The 17,458-nt window shown below is 63.4% G+C and carries 15 protein-coding genes and 3 pseudogenes; 5 read left to right on the forward strand and 13 right to left on the reverse strand.

The window, feature by feature from the left end:
* Positions 1 to 316 precede the first annotated feature (316 nt).
* From FEF15_RS17535 to FEF15_RS19540, 6 genes and pseudogenes are all read right to left on the reverse strand, one after another.
* Positions 317 to 1,546, reverse strand: a complete 1,230-nt coding sequence (locus FEF15_RS17535; protein WP_163560477.1) for a HipA domain-containing protein — start codon at positions 1,544 to 1,546, stop codon at positions 317 to 319.
* A complete protein-coding gene (locus FEF15_RS17540) occupies positions 1,539 to 2,123 on the reverse strand; it encodes a helix-turn-helix transcriptional regulator (RefSeq protein WP_163560479.1) in 585 nt (194 codons plus the stop codon). Before FEF15_RS17540 ends, FEF15_RS17535 begins: the two co-directional genes overlap by 8 nt.
* A gap of 545 nt (positions 2,124 to 2,668) precedes the next feature.
* Positions 2,669 to 3,421, reverse strand: a complete 753-nt coding sequence (locus FEF15_RS19525) for a PD-(D/E)XK nuclease domain-containing protein (RefSeq protein ID WP_240454228.1) — start codon at positions 3,419 to 3,421, stop codon at positions 2,669 to 2,671.
* Positions 3,422 to 3,469: 48 nt separating this feature from the next.
* Positions 3,470 to 3,604, reverse strand: a pseudogene (locus FEF15_RS19530) (AAA family ATPase); the annotation flags it as partial.
* A gap of 68 nt (positions 3,605 to 3,672) precedes the next feature.
* Positions 3,673 to 3,948 (reverse strand): annotated as a pseudogene (locus tag FEF15_RS19535) (AAA family ATPase); the annotation flags it as partial.
* A 17-nt stretch (positions 3,949 to 3,965) separates the two neighbouring features.
* Positions 3,966 to 4,238, reverse strand: coding sequence for an AAA family ATPase (locus FEF15_RS19540; RefSeq protein ID WP_163560481.1), 273 nt, complete (start codon positions 4,236 to 4,238; stop codon positions 3,966 to 3,968).
* A 132-nt stretch (positions 4,239 to 4,370) separates the two neighbouring features.
* On the opposite strand from FEF15_RS19540, the gene FEF15_RS17560 reads away from it, so the two are divergent.
* On the forward strand, positions 4,371 to 5,288 hold the full coding sequence (locus tag FEF15_RS17560; RefSeq protein WP_163560483.1) for a LysR family transcriptional regulator: 918 nt from the start codon (positions 4,371 to 4,373) through the stop codon (positions 5,286 to 5,288).
* A gap of 13 nt (positions 5,289 to 5,301) precedes the next feature.
* On the opposite strand, the gene FEF15_RS17565 is transcribed toward FEF15_RS17560, so the two are convergent.
* From FEF15_RS17565 to FEF15_RS17580, 4 genes are read right to left on the reverse strand one after another with little or no spacing between them, the layout of a single operon-like run.
* Positions 5,302 to 6,849, reverse strand: coding sequence for an aldehyde dehydrogenase family protein (locus FEF15_RS17565; RefSeq protein ID WP_163560485.1), 1,548 nt, complete (start codon positions 6,847 to 6,849; stop codon positions 5,302 to 5,304).
* On the reverse strand, positions 6,846 to 7,754 hold the full coding sequence (locus FEF15_RS17570; protein WP_163560487.1) for an NAD(P)-dependent oxidoreductase: 909 nt from the start codon (positions 7,752 to 7,754) through the stop codon (positions 6,846 to 6,848). Before FEF15_RS17570 ends, FEF15_RS17565 begins: the two co-directional genes overlap by 4 nt.
* A 12-nt stretch (positions 7,755 to 7,766) precedes the next feature.
* Entirely contained in the window at positions 7,767 to 8,969 is a 1,203-nt protein-coding gene (locus FEF15_RS17575; RefSeq protein ID WP_163560489.1) for a M20 aminoacylase family protein, read from the reverse strand.
* A gap of 15 nt (positions 8,970 to 8,984) precedes the next feature.
* Entirely contained in the window at positions 8,985 to 10,280 is a 1,296-nt protein-coding gene (locus FEF15_RS17580) for a DUF3100 domain-containing protein (protein ID WP_163560491.1), read from the reverse strand.
* A gap of 655 nt (positions 10,281 to 10,935) precedes the next feature.
* Between FEF15_RS17580 and FEF15_RS17585 the strand changes: the two genes are divergently transcribed.
* From FEF15_RS17585 to FEF15_RS17595, 3 genes are all read left to right on the forward strand, one after another.
* On the forward strand, positions 10,936 to 11,283 hold the full coding sequence (locus tag FEF15_RS17585; protein WP_240454232.1) for a hypothetical protein: 348 nt from the start codon (positions 10,936 to 10,938) through the stop codon (positions 11,281 to 11,283).
* 231 nt (positions 11,284 to 11,514) lie between these two features.
* Positions 11,515 to 13,026: a Fic family protein gene (locus FEF15_RS17590; RefSeq protein WP_163560493.1), complete on the forward strand. Its 1,512-nt coding sequence runs from the start codon at positions 11,515 to 11,517 to the stop codon at positions 13,024 to 13,026.
* A 171-nt stretch (positions 13,027 to 13,197) separates the two neighbouring features.
* On the forward strand, positions 13,198 to 14,517 hold the full coding sequence (locus FEF15_RS17595; protein ID WP_163560495.1) for an IS1380 family transposase: 1,320 nt from the start codon (positions 13,198 to 13,200) through the stop codon (positions 14,515 to 14,517).
* Positions 14,518 to 14,684: 167 nt separating this feature from the next.
* On the opposite strand, the gene FEF15_RS17600 is transcribed toward FEF15_RS17595, so the two are convergent.
* Complete coding sequence (locus tag FEF15_RS17600) at positions 14,685 to 14,888, reverse strand: transposase (RefSeq protein ID WP_240454229.1); 204 nt, start codon at positions 14,886 to 14,888, stop codon at positions 14,685 to 14,687.
* Between the two features lie 47 nt (positions 14,889 to 14,935).
* Between FEF15_RS17600 and FEF15_RS17605 the strand changes: the two genes are divergently transcribed.
* Positions 14,936 to 15,697: an ElyC/SanA/YdcF family protein gene (locus FEF15_RS17605; RefSeq protein WP_163560497.1), complete on the forward strand. Its 762-nt coding sequence runs from the start codon at positions 14,936 to 14,938 to the stop codon at positions 15,695 to 15,697.
* Between the two features lie 111 nt (positions 15,698 to 15,808).
* Here the strand turns inward: FEF15_RS17605 and FEF15_RS17610 are convergent, their stop codons facing one another.
* Together FEF15_RS17610 and FEF15_RS17615 are read right to left on the reverse strand one after the other, a co-directional pair.
* A complete protein-coding gene (locus tag FEF15_RS17610; protein ID WP_240454230.1) occupies positions 15,809 to 16,798 on the reverse strand; it encodes a site-specific integrase in 990 nt (329 codons plus the stop codon).
* Positions 16,799 to 16,974: 176 nt separating this feature from the next.
* Positions 16,975 to 17,458: pseudogene (locus FEF15_RS17615) on the reverse strand (helicase); the annotation flags it as partial.

The following is a 17,458-nucleotide window of genomic DNA, read 5'->3' on the forward strand; positions in this document are numbered from 1 at the left end:
CTACACTGACGAGGAGTTGGTGCAGTACCAAACCGATATGTGACCACTTACTTCGCGTGAATCGCTTGATCAGCGCACTGCGACGCCCCGAGCCTGCAAAGAATATCAAGTCGCCAGTCTTAAATTTAGCTATCCCAAGTCCAAGCGCCTGCATCGTTTTCTCTTATTCGTTTTTCGTTTATGAAGACATAAGCGTACCACATTAGTTGCCGGATAACTCATTAAGCTGTCCCGCAGTCCTGTCTGGCAGGCAGGGCTTCGGGCTCTCCAACATCCGCTACCCTGCGATGGCTTCGCGCTTGATCGTGGCAGCCCCTTATCGCGCTATCGGAAGCTTCTTGATATGAGCTTCGATGGCCTCGCGGACTTGCTTTGTTATCGGGAGATTGTGCTTCTCGGCCTGCCAGTGCTGGTGGAAGAGTGCGACAGTCTCGTGAGCCGTATCCAGGGCAAGCTTTTCGGGAATGGCGGCTTTGGCTGCCAAATGCTCAAGCTCGTCGTTGGTCAATTCCGAAAACGCACGGGTCCGGCTAATCCTGAGTCCCATATTGTCGTTGGGGATATAAGGGATGGTCGAGACAAGATCGTAAGCCGGAGCCAGCGCGGCGTTTCGCCGGTCGGGATAAATGAGCGACCAGTTTTTCATGTGCATGTCACCGTTTCCGGTCAGAACGCAGAACACCAGCCGCCGGATGAACTCGGCGATATCGGCGTCGATGGTCTCGGCAGCGAGCACTTGCGCGATATTGCGTAAGGTCGCCGTTTTGTATTTTTGCTCGGCATAAACGTCGAAGACCTGCGCGAAATCCTCGGTATGGACGGAGCTGCCGTTAGACAGCCTGTCGAACCGCTCGATAATGTAGGCCTTTTGGCCGATCTTCTCGATTCCTTCGGGCAGATTCTTGATGCTGCCGACATCGACAAGATCAATCGGCGGGACATCTATTCCGGTGAGGCGCGCGAGCGTCATCATCGAAAACTCGTTTTCGGGAACGCCATCGAACTCACGCGATGGGAGTTTCACAATCCATGAGCCACCTACGCCGGATGCAGGAATGGTCAGGCCGCCTGCCGGTGCGAGAACCGCCGAGAACTTGAGCTGCACCCCTGCAAGCGAGAACCGCAAGGCGTTCACGCGGCGGTCGCCCTCGGTGTCACCGCCATCGGTACTCTCACCGCCAGCCGGCGGCCATGCCTCGCCATCAGCGGGTTTGATCGTGACTGCACCGGGCAGGTCGTGACCAAGCGCCCAAAGTAGATGAAACTCGCGCTCGGGATTTACGCCTGCGTTCTCCGCAAGGTATTTGCGCAGATGGCCTTCAGGCAGAAGGTTCGAGAAAAAAGGCATCACGCGCTTCTGATAGGCGCGGAATTCCGTAAGCAGCGCGCCGAATTCGTCCTTGAAGGCCAGCCCCAGGGTAGGCCTGTCAAGGTTATCGATATAGGCGTCGTTGAAGGCAAAAATCGTCCGGTCTCCACCGACATTGGTAAGAGTGCCTATAGGCTCCCCATAGAGCAGAACATCAAGGACAGAGACATCAGCCATCTTGATCCTCCTCCAGCCTATAGGCCGGCCTTGGCGGGCGCGGCTTCTCATGGGACGCGGCGCGGTGGGCAAGCTGGTTACGCAAAGAGCGGATGTTTTCGACAGCCCGATTGACGGCCTCATTGCTGCCCGAGGACTCGATAGCCTCGATGGTGCGCCGTATCTTTTGCAGAATTTCGGGGTCAATCTGGCTCTGGATTTGGGTGATCTCACGGATGCGGCGCTGAAGATTTTCGATGTTCGCGCCGGATGCACGGGAGGCGAGGGCATCGACCGTCTTGCGGATGCGGTTGAGTTCCCGCTGTGTTTCCGCGTTGATGACCGGCGCGCTGGCGACGCTGCGGGTGATTGACTGGACAGCCGGAAGAGCCTTGCGGGGAACGAGCATTAATTCCAGATCCAGCGCGTGGGCGATGGAAGAAAGGCTTGAGACGCGCAGGTCAACCGCATTATTTTCTATTTTCGAGATGTGCGACTGCGGCACGCCGGCAAGCGCGCTCAACTCCCGCTGGCTGAGCCCTTTAGCTTCTCGTGCGGCCTTGAGACGTGCGGCCAGTTCTTCCGTCACATAGCTCATTTGATCTACTTTGCTATATCATGTAGTAATTCTGATCTTTTAAAGTATATCACGCTGTGCGGTTCAGCTCAAGAATTGCCGATCTATCAAAGCATATCAATAAGAGATTTTGATCTATTTTGATAGATCGTTAATTGTCATCGACACTATCGAACCTCACCTATTCTCAATATCTCTATGGCAGTATGCACTTGAGAGCTGGGGTGTCGCTTCGCAGGGTGAAGGTTGTCGGAATTTAGTCGGTAACGCTGTGACCTGTATTAGCTAGAATTCCCAGATCGGATAGCCGGTGGGAAAAATGCATTTCCATTATAATGCAACGATTTAGCTTGTTTTCTGAGGTTATACATGCTGCCGATAAATCTGCGTAGAGCAGCCGAAAAGGGGCGTCATGGGCACTATTGTTTCACGGGGATCGCGAAAGAAACTAAGCTAACAAACCGACAATATTCGCGTAGTAAACACATCCATTTTATACTGCTGTGAGATAGTTACCCAGTATTATAGGTGCTGATTATCTTTTTTTATGGGGTGTTTTCGTCAAGTCATAAAGGGCTTTCTGTTTCGATATCTAAGGCAACAATTTGCCGCTCCTCGCGGGAAAACTCCACCCCGATCATGTGGATCGGCTTGCCTGTGCCCCGATACTTGTCGGCATAGCCTCGGGCCTTGATCTGCTGTAGGGCGCGGCCTTCGGGAAGTTGCTCCACCACCTTGAACTCGAACAGGTAAAGGTGGCCGAAGGCATCGACGGTCATGTCCACGCGCCCGTGGTGGCTGGCGTCGTCCACGGTCACGCCCACGCCGAGGGCGGCAAAGTGGCTGTAGAAGACGCTGGCATAGTGGCCTTCGTATCTGGCGATGGGGTTGTTGCGGTACCAGTCGTGGGGCAGGCCGGCGAAGAGCGCCTTGAGGTGGGCTTCCAGCCCGGCGAGGTCGTGGGCGTGCAGGTGGGTGAAGAGCGTCTTGCGTTCGCGCGGCGCGTTTTCCACGCCCAGCGCGGGCAGCAGCGACTGGTTGAGACTGGTTTCCACCTCCTGGTTGGGATAGCCCAGGGTATAGAGCCAGTAGCCGGTCATCGGCTCTTCCACCTCGTGCACGGTGAGATAGCCGGTCTGGAAGAGCAGGGCTTCGGTGGCGATGTGATCGACATCGAAGCGGCCGAGCAGCTCGGCTTCGGTCTGCAGCCTCTCCAGCTGCGGCGTGAACACGCCGCGCTGGCTGAGGATCTCGACGAGAAAGGTCGGCGTGGCGCTCTCGAACCAGTACGGCGCGAAGCGACGATCCTGGAACAGCAACAGCACGTCGAAGGGATTGTAGACGGCAGTGACCTCCTGGCCGCCCCAGCGGTAGCCGTTGTACCAGCGGCGGATCTCGTCGCGGTCGAGCCCCGGCAGTTCGGCGGCGAATACCGTGTCGAGATCGGCATCGGTATAGCCGCAGATGCTGGCGTAGCTCGGTAGCAGGGTGATGTCGCGCAGGTTGTTGAGCCCGGAAACAGGCTCACCTTGCTGAACTTGGAGACGCCGGTGAGCAGCACGAAGGCCAGGTGGGGGGCGGCGTCCTTGAGTACGCTGTAGAGGTTCTTGAGTCCTTCGCGCAGCTCGCGGGCGCGCTCCGGCGCCATCAGGTTGTCGAGGATGGGCTTGTCGTACTCGTCCACCAGCACCGCCACGCGCTGGCCGTACTTCTCATGGGCGCCACGGATCAGCGCGGAGAATTCGCCGGCAATGTCGGTCTGACGATGCAGCGGTACGCCGAGCCGCTCGCGGGCGATGAAGAGCTGGTCGCGGATGCGCTCGTCCAACTGCGGGCGGTTCTGCATCACGCCATCGGCAAAACTTAGGCGAATCCCGGGTGCTTGGCCTGCCAGTCCCACTTGTCGTGGATGTAGAGCCCCTGGAACAGTGCTTCGTGCCCTTCGAACAGGCAGCGCAGGGTGTCCACCAGAAGGCTCTTGCCGAACCGCCGCGGCCGCGAGAGGAAATAGTACTTGCCCTCTTCCACAAGGCGGTGGATCGGCTCGGTCTTGTCGACGTAGTAGTAGCCGCCAGTGCGGATGTCCGAAAAGGTCTGTACGCCGATGGGCAGCTTCTTGCGGGGAGCGCTTGGCACGGTGTCCTCCAGCCAGGGAGCCTGGAGCTATCGTAGCATGAGGACGGTTCGTACCCGCATGCATCGAGCTGGCAACACGACCGCCGTTGCGGTTTCCTGTGAGCACGGGCGACGTTCACGAGGAGTGCGAGGATGGAAATCCCCCATCAGCGGTTGATCTATTTCCAGCTGACCGTGGAGACCGGCTCGGTGCGGGGTGCCGCAGCGCGGCTGGACATCGCCGCCTCGGCGGTCAGCCGGCAGATCGGTCTGCTGGAGTCGGCGCTGGACACCACGCTGCTGGAGCGTCGCCGCGACGGCGTGCGTCCCACGCCGGTGGGAGAGATGCTGTTGGACTACTGCGAGCAGCGTACCGCGCTGGATCGCCGCTTCAGCGACGAGCTCGATGCCTATCAGCGGCTCGAGACCGGGCAGATCGCGCTGTGCGTGGGCGAGGGGTTCGTGGGCGATTTGATCGACCATCCGCTGCGCGAGTTCACCGAGGCGCATCGCGGCATCCGTCTGGAGGTCGATACCGGCAGTACGCGGCAGATCATCGAGGCGGTGGTCAACGACGAGGTGCACATCGGCCTGATGTACCACGAGCAGGTGCATCCGCACCTGCGTTTCTGGCACTCCACCTGCCAGCCGCTGGTGCTATTGATGGCGCCTGAGCATCCGCTGGTCGAGGCATCGGGACCGCTCACCCTGGATGCGCTGGCCGACTATCCGCTGGCGCTCTGGCATCCGGGACATGGTGTCAGGCAACTGGTGGACATGGCCTTTCAGGAGGCCGGCAAGCGGCCGCTCGTCGGCATTCAGACCGGCTCGCTGGAGGTGTTGAAGCATTCGGCGCGGGCCGCGCTGAGCGTGACGCTGCTACCGCGATTCGCGGCCGCCAGGGAGCTGGAAGAGGGCACCCTGGTGGCTCGCGATGTGGTAGGTCGGCACTTCAGCCAGGCCAATGCGCACATGGTCACGCGAGTGGGAAGGCGCATGCCGAGGGCGGCGCTGCAGCTGTTGCGCCACCTGCAGCATTGGATGAGCGCCTTCCGCCACGAGCCTTTGTAGCTGCTGCCCGGGCCTAGCTGCTGCCGTACCCCGCCGTCACGCTCGCCTGTGGCGCCGTCTCGACCCAGACGCTGCGGGTGGTGGTGTACTCGCGCAGCCCGTCCGGCCCGCTGGAGCGGCCGTAGCCGCTGTCGCCGAAGCCGCCGAACGGCGACATCACGTTGATGCTCTTGTAGCCGTTCACCCAGACGGTGCCCGCCCGCAGCTGGTGAGCGACGCGCAGGGCCTTGCCGGTGTCCTGGCTCCACACGGCGCCGGCCAGGCCGAAGCGCGTGCCGTTGGCCAGGGCGATGGCTTGTGCTTCGTCGCGGAAGGTCAGCACCGAGAGCACCGGCCCGAAGATCTCTTCGTTGGCGACGCGCATCTCGGGGGTGACGTCGCCGAGAATCGTCGGCGCCAGGAAGTAGCCCTGCGCGTCGTCGGGAAGCTCTGCGGGGCGCTCGCCACCCGCCAGCAGGGTAGCGCCTTCGGCGAGGGCCTGCTCGATGAGCTGCTGCACCCGCCGGTATTGCGTGGCGTTCTGCAGCGGCCCCATGCGGGTCGCCGGGTCGTCGGGCAGGCCCACGCGAATGCCTTTCACCGCCTGCGTGAGACGTGCCAGGAATGCCTCGGCCACGCTCTCCTGCAGCAGCAGGCGCGAGCCGGCGACGCAGCTCTGGCCGGCGGCGGCGAAGATCGCCGCCTGGGCGCCGGCCACGGCATCGTCGAGGTTGGCATCGGCGAACACGATGTTGGCCGACTTGCCGCCCAGCTCGAGCACACTGGGTACCAGCCGGCTGGCACCGGCCTCGGCGATACGCCGGCCGGTCTCGGGCGAGCCGACGAAGACCAGCTTGGCGATGGCCGGGTGCGAGGTCAGCGCCGCGCCGGTCGACGGCCCCAGGCCGTTGACGATGTTGATCAGTCCCGGCGGCAGCTCGCCGGCGCGTTCCAGCAGCCGCGCCAGGATCGCGGAGGTGATCGGAGTCAGCTCCGAGGGCTTGAGGACCACGCCGTTGCCGGCCGCCAGCGCGGGAGCCAGCTGCCAGCCGCAGGTGAACAGCGGCGCATTCCAGGGCGTGATCTGGCCCACCACGCCGAAGGGGACGCGCTGCACGTAGTTGAGATGAGAGGAAGGCACGTCGATGACCTCGCCGTGCTGCTTGTCACACCAGCCGGCGTAGTACTCGAACATCTCGCGGACCTTGCCGATCTCGCCGAGGCAGTCGCGCTGCGGCTTGCCGGCGATGAGGCTTTCCAGCTCCGCCAGGCGCTCTTCGTGGCCATCCAGCCCGGTAGCGGCCCGGTAGAGGCGCCGGCCCCGCTCGCTGGCGCTGAGCGCCATCCACTCCCGCTGGGCGCGCTCGGCCGCCTCGCCGGCGGCTTCCACCCGTGCGGCGCCGGCGTCGCGATAGCGGAGCAGGGGGGCGTCGGTGACCGGATCCATCAGCGTGATGGGGTCGCCCTGGCCTTCGACGAAGCGGCCGTCGATCCAGTTGGCGGCCAGCGCATCGGCGGTCAGGCCGTAGGCGTCGAGCCGCTCGGCCAGCCGCTCGCGGGCTTGCTGATTCAGTGCGTTCATGAGCGGGTCTCTTCTTCGCGATTCGGGGCGTCTTGTTGGGACGGCGGCAGCATGCGCCGGACGATGCGGTTGAAGTCGTCGCTGTCGTCCAGCGCCGGCTCGTCGGCGTGCCAGGCCTCGACCACGGCGCGCATCAGTCCTTCCGGCATGCCCAGGCCTTCGGCGGCCTGGCGCGCCAGACGCAGATCCTTGCGCATCAGCCCCATGGTGAAGCCCGAATCGAAGCTGTCGGAGAGCACCCAGCGGGGGAAGTTGACTTCGCTGACCGCGCTACGGCCCGAGCCGCTGTTGAGGCCCTGCAGGCAGGCTTCGGGGTCGACCCCGGCGCGGCTGGCCATGGCCACGGCTTCCGCGGTGGTCAGCAGGTGCGCGGCGCACAGGAAGTTGTTGGCGAGCTTGACCACGTGGCCGCTGCCGGCGTCACCCACGTGGGTGATGCGGGCCGCCAGGGCCTCGAGCAGCGGGCGGGCGCGTTCGAGCGTTTCGGGCTGGCCGCCGATCAGCATGCCGAGCTGGCCGCTGTGTGCGCCGCTGGGGCCGCCACTGACCGGGGCATCCAGCCACGCCAGGCCGGCGTCGGCGACCTTGGCGGCGAGCTCGCGGCTCTCCGCGGGGTCGCTGGTCGAGGTGTCGACGACCAGGCTGCCGGCCGGTGCCCGGCTCAGCAGACCGGGGCGGCTCTCCAGCACCTCGCGAACCTGTGCCGAGGTGGGCAGCGAGAGCAGGTAGGCGTCGGTGGCGGCCAGCGATTCCATGGGCGCCGTGGCGATGCCGTCGGCCTCCAGGCGCTGGCGCGCCGCTTCAGCGATGTCGGTACCTTGAACCTCGAATCCGGCGCGGTGCAGGGTCAGGGCCATGCCTCGGCCCATGTTGCCAAGGCCGATCACGGTAATGCTCTGGATCATGGGTCACTCCGGTCAGCGGTGGGCGCCGTGGCGGTCGAGCAGGGAGGTGACCAGCTCGACCCAGTACGCCACACCGAGGGGAAGCAGGTCGTCGTTGAAGTCGTAATGGGGGTTGTGCAGTGCTGCGCTGCGCTCGCCGTTGCCCAGCCAGATGTAGGCGCCGGGGCGCTCGTTGAGCATGAAGGCGAAGTCCTCGGAGGCCATGCTCGGCGCCAGGTCGCGATGCACCCGGGCGATGCCCGGCAGGCCGTCGAGCACGTCGGCACAGCGCTGCGCATGCTCCGGGGTGTTGAAAGTGGCGGGGTAGCGCGGCTGGTAATCCAGCTCGGCCCGGAGGCCGTGCAGGCCCGCCACGCTGTCCACCACGTCCCTGAAGCGCTGTTGAAGGCGCTGGCGTAGGGGCTCGTCGAAGCAGCGCAGGGTGCCGCGCAGTTCCACACGCTCGGGGATCACGTTGAAGGCGTCGCCGGCGTGGAACTGGGTGACGCTGAGTACCGCCGTCTGGTGGGCCGGCGTCTCGCGGCTGATCAGTCCCTGCAGCTGGTTGACCAGCTGGCAGCCGGCGAGGATCGAATCGCTGCCGAGGTGGGGCATGGCGGCATGGCAGCCGTTGCCGTGAAGGGTCAGCGTGAACACGTCGAAGGCGGCCATCACTGCGGTGTCGTGCACCGCGGCCTCGCCGACCGGCAGCCCCGGCCAGTTGTGCACGCCGTAGACCGCTTCCATGGGGAAGCGCTCGAACAGCCCCTCCTCGACCATCACGCGGCCCCCGCCTTCACTCTCCTCGGCGGGCTGAAAGATGAAGTGTACCCGGCCGGCGAAGTCGGGCCGCCGGGCAAGCTGACAGGCGGCGCCGAGCAGCATGGTGGTGTGACCGTCGTGGCCGCAAGCATGCATCTTGCCGGGCACGCGCGAGGCGTGCCCGAAGTCGTTGAGCTCGGTGACGTCCAGGGCATCGATGTCGGCGCGCAGGCCGATGCTCGGCCCGTCGCCCAGCCGCCCCTGAAGCGTGGCGACGATACCGGTACCGCCGCCCAGCCCGCTCACGAAGGGTAGGCCTGCCTGATCGAGGATCTCGGCGATCCGCTGTGCGGTACGATGCTCCTCGAAGGCCGTCTCCGGATGGCGGTGGAAGTCCTGCCGCCACTGGCGAAGCGTGGCGGCATCGGTCGTCGGCGTGGCGGCATCGGTCGTCGGACAGTCGAAACGGTTCATGATCGTCCTTTCGGGTTACAGCAACAGGTCGGCGATGATGGCCGAGGCCACGAAGGTACCGGTGAACACCAGCAGGGCAAGGATCACGAGCTTCCAGCCGGCCTGGCGGAACATCGCCAGTTCCCGCTTGGAGAGCGCCAGGCCGGCGTAGGCCAGTACCGGCGTGACGATGGCCAGGAAGTTCACCGAGCTGAGCTGCTCGACGAGCCAGGCGCTGCCCGGCACCCACGGCAGGGTGGCCACGATGCTGACCAGCGAGACCCAGGCTACGCCCGGCAGATAGAAGGGGGCATGACGGGTGATCGCCAGGCCCACCATGGTCATGACGTAGAGGATCAGCATGCCCGGCAGGGCGGCGATGAGGCCGTCGCCGTTGACGGTGTTGGCGACCCAGGCCACGCCGCAGGCAGCCGCGACGACGACGGCGCTCTTGCCGAGGTTGCGCTCGGGGCGTTCCTCCTCAGGCACTTCGGAGGCTGTTGCCGAGTCGGTGACCTGGGCGCCGACCGGCTTGGCCTGGGGCTTGCCAGAAAGTGCCCCGTAGAGCTTCTCGGCGAGCGGCAGGGCCACGAACAGCGACAGATAGAGGCCAGTGGCGTAGGTCATCAGGTTGCTGGCGCCGGCGAAAGCGAGCAGCTCGTCTTTCATCTCAGGCAGTGAGCCAGCGACGGCGGCCGAGCAGGCGGCGACCATGCTGCCGCTGCCGACGCCGCAGGCCATGGCCAGAGCGCGTGGATCGAGGAAATCCAGCGAGGTCAGGTAGCCCGCCATCAGCGCGAACCACAGGGTGCCGAACATGGTGCCCACCACGTAGGTGCCCATCACGCCGATGCCTTCCGGCCCCTTGAGGCCGTACTTGTCGGAGATCACCGCGATGTTGGGCTCGCGGGCGATGGAGTAGGTGGCGCCGATGGCCTCGCGGCCCATCTTGAACACCAGCACGGCGACCGGCAGGGCAATCAGCATGGTGCCCAGGTTGCCCAGTTCCTGAAGGATCAGCGCCGGTCCGGCGTCGATCAGATCCTGAATGGCGGGGCCGATGGTGGAGCCGAAACGGGCGATGAACGGCATGATCGACAGCAGGATCAAGGGCCCTGCGGCCTGGCTCACGTGGTTGGGGATGACTCGCCCCGCCACGCGGCTGACGTTGGGGTTGACGAGTACGCCGACGATGAAGGCGTAGAACAGGGGCAGCAGCAGCAGCGTGCCGGGCCCCATGGGAATGCGAAGAATGCCAATGGCTTCGGAGAGTAGCGAGATCAGAATGACGAGCGCATGGAGGCGCCAGTCCAGGAGCTTGGAAAGGGGCATGGGTCATCCTTCCTGGTCGGTTTGTGGTTGTTGCTTTGCCAGCGGCTTGCCCCTCGGAGTATTGTCAGCCCCTGCGTGCTAATGAAAGGCGATAGGTGTTCTGATTTTGAGAACCAAGGAGCTCATCCTTGATATTTCTACGGCATGCTATGTCGGCAGGGGATAGAGACGGTCCTGGTATGAAGGCAGGGCTTGGTATCCTGAGATTCAAGAAACTGGAATGGCGTCTATACCTGTGACGTCAGGAGACTGGATGGCTATTGACAGAAGTATCCGATGATTGAGCCAGATACGGCGTTGGGGCGTGCGTTCATCAACATTTTCGATGTACTGGTGCGGTCTATGCTGGCTGCGAGAATGGGGTTAGTACTACTGTGTCACAAATGTCGCCATCGGCTATGCAAGATCGTCATGAGCCCTTGGGACGCGTGCCAGCGTAACGTGGTGATGGAATCACTCACGTGGTGCTGGGCGCGGTGTACGACCCCGTGGACGGTACCCTTCTGATAGGGCAGCTATTCGATCAGCAACCATTCTGGTCACAGTACTGCATGCCCCGTGCGACTCCCACGCGAACGGCGGCGAAGCGGGACGTCAACGGCCGGTTGGTCCCCTCCCGCCACGTCACGTCTCGGTAATCGGCGGCGTCCAGCGAGTGGGCCAGGACCTCCGCCGAGACCGGATCATCACCCGCTGGCTCAAGCGCCATTTGCATCGACTCGAGGCGGGGATCGACCTGGATCGGCTCGAAAGCCTGGTGGAGGACAAAGCGATGTTGGCAGAGAACTTAGAGAACTTGGTGAAGAAAGAGCGCCAGGAAGGACGTCAGGAAGGCCGCCAGGAAGGGTTTGCGGGCCTGCTCCGCATGCAGTTGGCTTTCAAGTATGGCGATTTGCCACCCTGGGTAGACGAGAAGCTCGCGGTGGCAACCGATGAGCAACTCGGCCGCTGGGGAACCCGAATGCTGACCGCGAACTCTCTCGACGAACTCTTCAGGCAATGACCTCTCGTCAGAAACCGCTATTGAGGTGCTCGCCACCTCGCGTATCTTCCCGGCCTCGGCTTCGGGCCTGATGTTTTTCTGCCGCCCCACCCCACCCCATCCCGCTGAGGCTCCAACCAGCTGACAGTGGGGGAGAGACTCCCGGCAAGGTAAAGAAAAAATCCGGTTTTCGTTGAGAACTGAAGATTTTCTTGGTGTAGTGAACGAAATATCTCGTTTCTGGGCGTTGTGATGAAAAATGTGGGCTACGCGCATCTGCATGAGCACCTGGCACTGGGTGTCCTGACGCCCTGGTGTCCGGCGCGCGTGCGACCGGTAACGCGTCTGATGCGGCTGGAAGAGGAACTGGCCGTGCCGCCCGAGCGTGCGCCTGCCGATGATGATCTGCTTTCACACCTACTTTTCTCCCTGAAGCATGAGGGAGTGGACTTGGCCATTCTCGCCGAGTCGCTGCCTCACCTGCCGGTCGAGGATTTTGTTGCGGCCTTGAAGGCGTCACCCAACGGCGTCTATCTGCGTCGCCTGGGCTATCTCTACGAAGCCTTTGTGGGCCGCCTGCCGATTGCCCCCTCGATCCGTGGTCGCGCCGTACCGCTGTTCGACCCCGAGCGCTACGTGACAGGCCCTGCCAAGCGCAACAGCCGCTGGCGCGTGGACTTCAACGGCCTGGGGACTCTCCGGTACTGTGCTGTAGTGCGGCGCACGCCCGAGATCGAGGCGCTACTGGAAGAAGACGTGCTGGCTGAGGCTCGTGCCTTCATGGGTTCCTTACCGCCGGGGATGCTGGATCGCGCCATCCAGTGGGCCTATCTCAGTGAGACACAGTCCTCGTTTGCTATTGAGCGTGACTCTCCCTCTCCCGACAAACAGCGGCGCTTCATGCAGCTGCTGCGCAAGGCACATGATGGCCAGCCGCTGGATGAGGGCTATCTGGTGGAACTGCAGAACAGCGTCGTCAGCAACCCCTTCGACAAGGCGGCGGCCTTTCGCCATGAGCAGAACTACCTGCATAACGGTCTGCCGGGCGCTATCGGCGTCAGCTGCCTACCGCCGCCTCCCGAGCTTTGTGATGGCCTGATGGAAGCCCTCATGGAGTGGGCCAATGGGCTGCCCGTGGTCCATGGCGAATCTCCTGCCGAGAGGGTGCCGGCACTGGTGTCAGGCACCGTGATCTCGTTCGGCTTCGTCTTCCTGCACCCTTTTATGGACGGCAACGGCCGCATCTCCCGGTTTCTGTTGCACCATACGCTGTGCCGATTAGGCGAGTTGCCGCGTGGCAATCTGCTGCCCATTTCCATCGCCATGAAGCGTCATGAGGCCGATTACCTCGCGGCACTCGAGGCGTTCTCGAAACCGGCCCGAGAGCAGTGGCGGGTCAACTGGATCGATGCCGACCATCACGATTTTCATTTCGAGGGTAGCCAAAGCCTCTATCGCTACTGGGATGCCACCTTGGCAGTGGCCTTCACGCTGAGGATGGCGCGCGAGGCGCTGAGGGAGGACTTGAAAGCGGAAACTCGCTATCTGGCCTGCTTCGACCGCGTCTATCGTGCTATCGACACGCGCTTCGATGTGCGTGGCAGCGATCTGTCACGCCTGGTGATGATGTGCCTGAGCCATGACGGGGCGCTATCGAATAATCGCCGCAAGCAGTTTCGCTATCAGGTGCCGGAAGAGGTGCTGAACGCCATTGAGGCGGAAGCCCAGAAGGCCCTTAAAAAGGGCACGGACGAGTCCCCCTGACACTCCCCGACCCTGTCGGGCGAGGGTTCTTGGGTCACCCCGAGAACCTTCCTGCTTCGACACGCCTTTCTAGGCAGCGGCTAGCCCGGATATTGCACCGGGCATGAAAAAGGCGGCTGAATATCGGTTATAATTCAAGCTCCTACACCAGAATCAACCGCATCAGCCGCCATGACAAAATGTACCACTCCTTCCGCCTCCTTTCCACGTTGCAAAGGCCGTCAGCTCATCGCTAGCTTCGATGGCGGCGATGTCACCTCCGACGGTGGGATTCTGCTGCTGCGTCAGCTGGATCGTGAGATGGGGCTGACCCGCGCCGTCGCTCGCCGGCTGAGCGATGAGCGTGACCCTCAGCGCTGCCAGCACCGCACGGAAACCCTGGTTCGGCAGCGCGTGTTCGGCCTGGCCCTGGGCTACGAGGATCTCAACGACCACCATGCGCTGCGCCATGACATCGCGTTGCAGACCGCCGTCGACACCGATGGCGTGCTGGCCAGCCAGTCCACCTTGTGTCGCTTCGAGCAGCAGGCCGAACGGGATTGGGCGGTCGCGATCCACGAGGAGATGATCGAGCAGTTCATCCGCTCGTTCCGCAAGCCGCCCAAGAAGCCGCTCTACCTCGACTTCGATGCTACCGACGACCGGGTGCACGGCCAGCAGCTCGGACGCCACTTCAACGGCTACTACGACCACTACATCTTTCTGCCGCTGTTCGTGTTCTGTGGCGATCAGCTGCTGGTCAGCTACCTGCGCCCAGCCTCGCTGGATGCCGCCCACCACGCCGGTGCCATCCTCGCCCTGCTGGTCCGGCGGCTGCGCCAGGCATGGCCCGATGTGACGATCGTCTGCCGTGGTGACAGCGGCTTCTGCCGCCCGCTGATCCTCAACTGGTGCGACCGCCACGGCGTCGATTACATCATCGGTATCGCCGGCAACAAGCGCCTGGCCAAGCTGGCGCTGGACATCGATTACGAGTCGGCCATCCGCTTCGAGAAGACCTGGGAGAAGCAGCGCGTCTTCGGCTTCATCAAGTACGCCGCCGGCAGCTGGAAGAAACGCCGACGACAGGTGATCGTCAAATCCGAAACCAGCCGGCGTGGCTTCAACACCCGCTACGTGGTCACCAACCTGCGCGGCTGCAGCGCCGAGTGGCTCTATGACCACCGCTACTGCGCCCGAGGCGAGATGGAGAATCGCATCAAGGAGCAGCAGTTCCTGTTCTCCGACCGCACCAGCTGCCACGAATGGTGGCCCAACCAGTACCGGCTGCTGCTCTCGGGGCTGGCCTACCTGCTGCTGGAGCGGTTGCGTCGGCTTTACCTCCGAGGTACCGCCTTCGCCCAAGCCCAGGTCAACACCATCCGCCTGAAGCTGTTGAAGATCGGCGCCGTCATCACTCGCAACACGCGAACCATCCGGCTGATGCTGAGCAGCCAATACCCGGAGCAGGACCTCTTCCTGACGCTGGCTCGCAAACTGGTGCCCGGATAGCGTCGCGGCGTGCTGTCCCCGGCACAGAAAAAACATGGGGGTAGGGGGAAGTGCGTCCGAAGCCTATGAAATTGATCAAGAAATAGCCAATTTCATGCCCTGAGAGCCATCATGCCCACCGAGCCCGACATCTGGGTGCTTCTGGCCAGCCCGGTGCAATATCCGGGCTAGGCCGCTGCCCCCGCTCCGGTCGCTCCACAGGCTAACCCCGCCAGCCCGGCGGTTCGGATATTCCTGGCCGCATTGATGTCGCGGTCGATGGCTTGCCCGCAGTCATCACAGTGCCAGTGGCGCTGCGAGAGCGGCAGCTTCTCGACCTTGTGCCTGCAGCCGTGGCATATCTTGCTGCTGGGCAGCCACTGGCTCACCATAGCTCGTCCGAATTTCGGGGGCCACTTCAAGCCTCGCAGGAGCGATGATGTACGACAGTCTGAAAGTGCTGGTGGCCAACCTGGCGATGCCGATCCCGATCTGCCTCGGGTTGATGATCTTGGGGCTCTTCCTGTTGCGCTGGCGACGGCAATGGGGCGCTGGGCTGCTGGGTCTGGGCATCGCTCTCATGCTGCTTGCCAGCTGGCCGCCGGTAGCCAATGGATTGTTGCAACCTTTGGAGACACGTTATCCGGCGCTAACCGCCCTGCCCGACGATGAGACCCTGGCCGCGGTAGTGGTGCTGGGCGGCGGCTGGCAGCCCGAGGCCCCACGGTCCAGCATTGGTCGCCTGGGAGAGAGCTCGGCGATTCGGCTGATGGAAGGTGTTCGCTTGTGGCGTCAGCGGCCTGAGCTTCCCCTGGTTGTCACCGGTGCCAACCGTGACTCCGAGATCCCGCCTATGGCCCGGGGCTATGCCGATGCCGCTTCCGAAATGGGCGTGCCTGAAGGGCAATTGCAGGTATTGGACTGGCCAACGGACACCGGCCTGGAGGCGAGGGCAGTACGCGACTCCTTCGGACAAGGAGCCCGGGTCGTGCTGGTCACCTCCGCCTCGCATATGCCGCGCGCTATGCGCCATTTCCGCCAAGTGGGTTTGGCGCCGATTGCCGCGCCCACACACTATCTGACCGAGCACCAGCTCACCGGACAGCTCAGTGACTGGGTGCCCGCTGCGGAACACTTACGCAAGACGGAGCGAGCTGTTTACGAGGCAATGGGATTGCTGATGGTAGGCGCTGAGCACTGATTTTCGCTCAGCACCTCACACGGCTATTGCCAACGTGCTTGCGAAGAGAAAGCAGCCGCCGCCTGGATTAACCGCGACGGCGGCTGTATCGCCTCAGGGCCTGCGCCGGTCCTATATGCTGAAAAAGTCACCGGCGTTATCTTCGAAGGCATCCGCGATGCGGATATAGCGCTCGAATGTCCGCTGGTCGCGGTGGCCGCTCACCCGCTTGATCTGCACATCGCTCTTGCCCCGCAGATGCGCTTCGGTGATGAACCCCGCACGAAAGCTGTGCGGCGTATAGCCTTGCGATGTCAGCCCCGCCTCCTTTAGTGCCTTCCTCATCCTGGTATACAGCGTTTGTGCGGTGAGCCTCCCGGCACCCAGGCGACCGTTGGAGCTGATACGGCGAAAGATGGCTCCCTTGGTGATGCTCGATGTCGCTAGCCATTGCTCCAGCATGGCTACTGGACAATACTCGCTTCCCGCCGGGGCTCGCATCAGGCTCTTGGTTTCAATGCGTCCGGATCGGTTGGTCTTGCTGTGGTGCAAGGTGATGATGATTCCCTCGGGTCGCCACTCGATATCCTCGTAGCCGATGACCACGATCTCGCTGCGACGGAACGCCCCGTAGAAGCTCAGCAGAAACATCGTGCTGTCCCGCAGGCCATGCAGCGTTTCCTGGTCCATCACATCCAGCATCTGATGGAGTTCCTTGAGGCGCAGGGCCGGCGACGAGGCCTGGCGCATATCGCGGCTCTTCTTGATGCCACGCAGTACGCTGCGCACCGCCATGGTCTTCACCGGCGAGGGCAGGTTCATGTAGCGATGCCACATGTGCAGCGAATTGGCGTAGCGCTCCAGCGTGGCCGGTTTTTTGCCCAGCGAATTCTGCGCCGACAGGTAGTTGGCGATATCGGTCTCGGTGGCGGGGAGTGGTCCTCCCGCCTGCTGATAGACGCGGATGTCCGCGCGCATGGCGCGCACCGTATTGGGGGCAACGCTCTGGGCGAGCAGGCGGCGCGCCTCTCGGGTCAGTCCTTCCTGGTTGACGGTGAGATCGCCCGGCTCAGGGCGTGAAAAGGGGGCTGCTACTGCACGGCGTCGACGTATCACTGTCATGATGAATGTCCTTGTGCAGGCGTGGCCGGACCGGGCCGGTAGGGGCATGCCCCCACCGATATCGCGGCACCGCTCGCCGGGAAGACCCTTGGCCCCGTCGACGCAACGGCTCGACAGGGACGAGATCCTGCCCGGCGGACCATCGGCGGGAGGCGGGCCCTGGCCACACCGGAGGGTCAGGGCGACAGGCGCAGTGCCACCAGGCGCTCGAAGAACGCCTCGGAAAACGCCACATCGGGATCCGAGCTTACGGTGCTGCTGGACGCGCCCAGGGACAGCGACAGGGTGCTCGACTCCGTGGAGCGAGACGGGTCGTCGCTGGGCGTCGCGGTATCGCCTGGCTTAGGCGGTGACGCGGGATTCGGCGCCGTCCTGTCGGGCGCCGAGCCATCAACCCCTGTAGGTGTCGGCGAAGGGGCCGGGGTTGCCACCGTGGCCAGGTCCTGCGGCAGGTCGTCGGACAGCCGCCTCGCGAAGCGTCGCAGGGTCGGCTCGTTGAGGGCATAGAAGACACAGTCGCTGTCGTCGGTGCCGACCCGGCGAATGATGCGTCCCAGCACCTGGCGAAAGTGCTGTTCGGTGCGGATATGGCTCAGGTAACAGCACACCCGGAGCCGCGGGATGTCGACGCCCTCGCTGACCATGCCCACCGAGACGATC

This window comes from Halomonas sp. NO4 (genome assembly GCF_010994375.1).
GTDB lineage: Bacteria > Pseudomonadota > Gammaproteobacteria > Pseudomonadales > Halomonadaceae > Halomonas.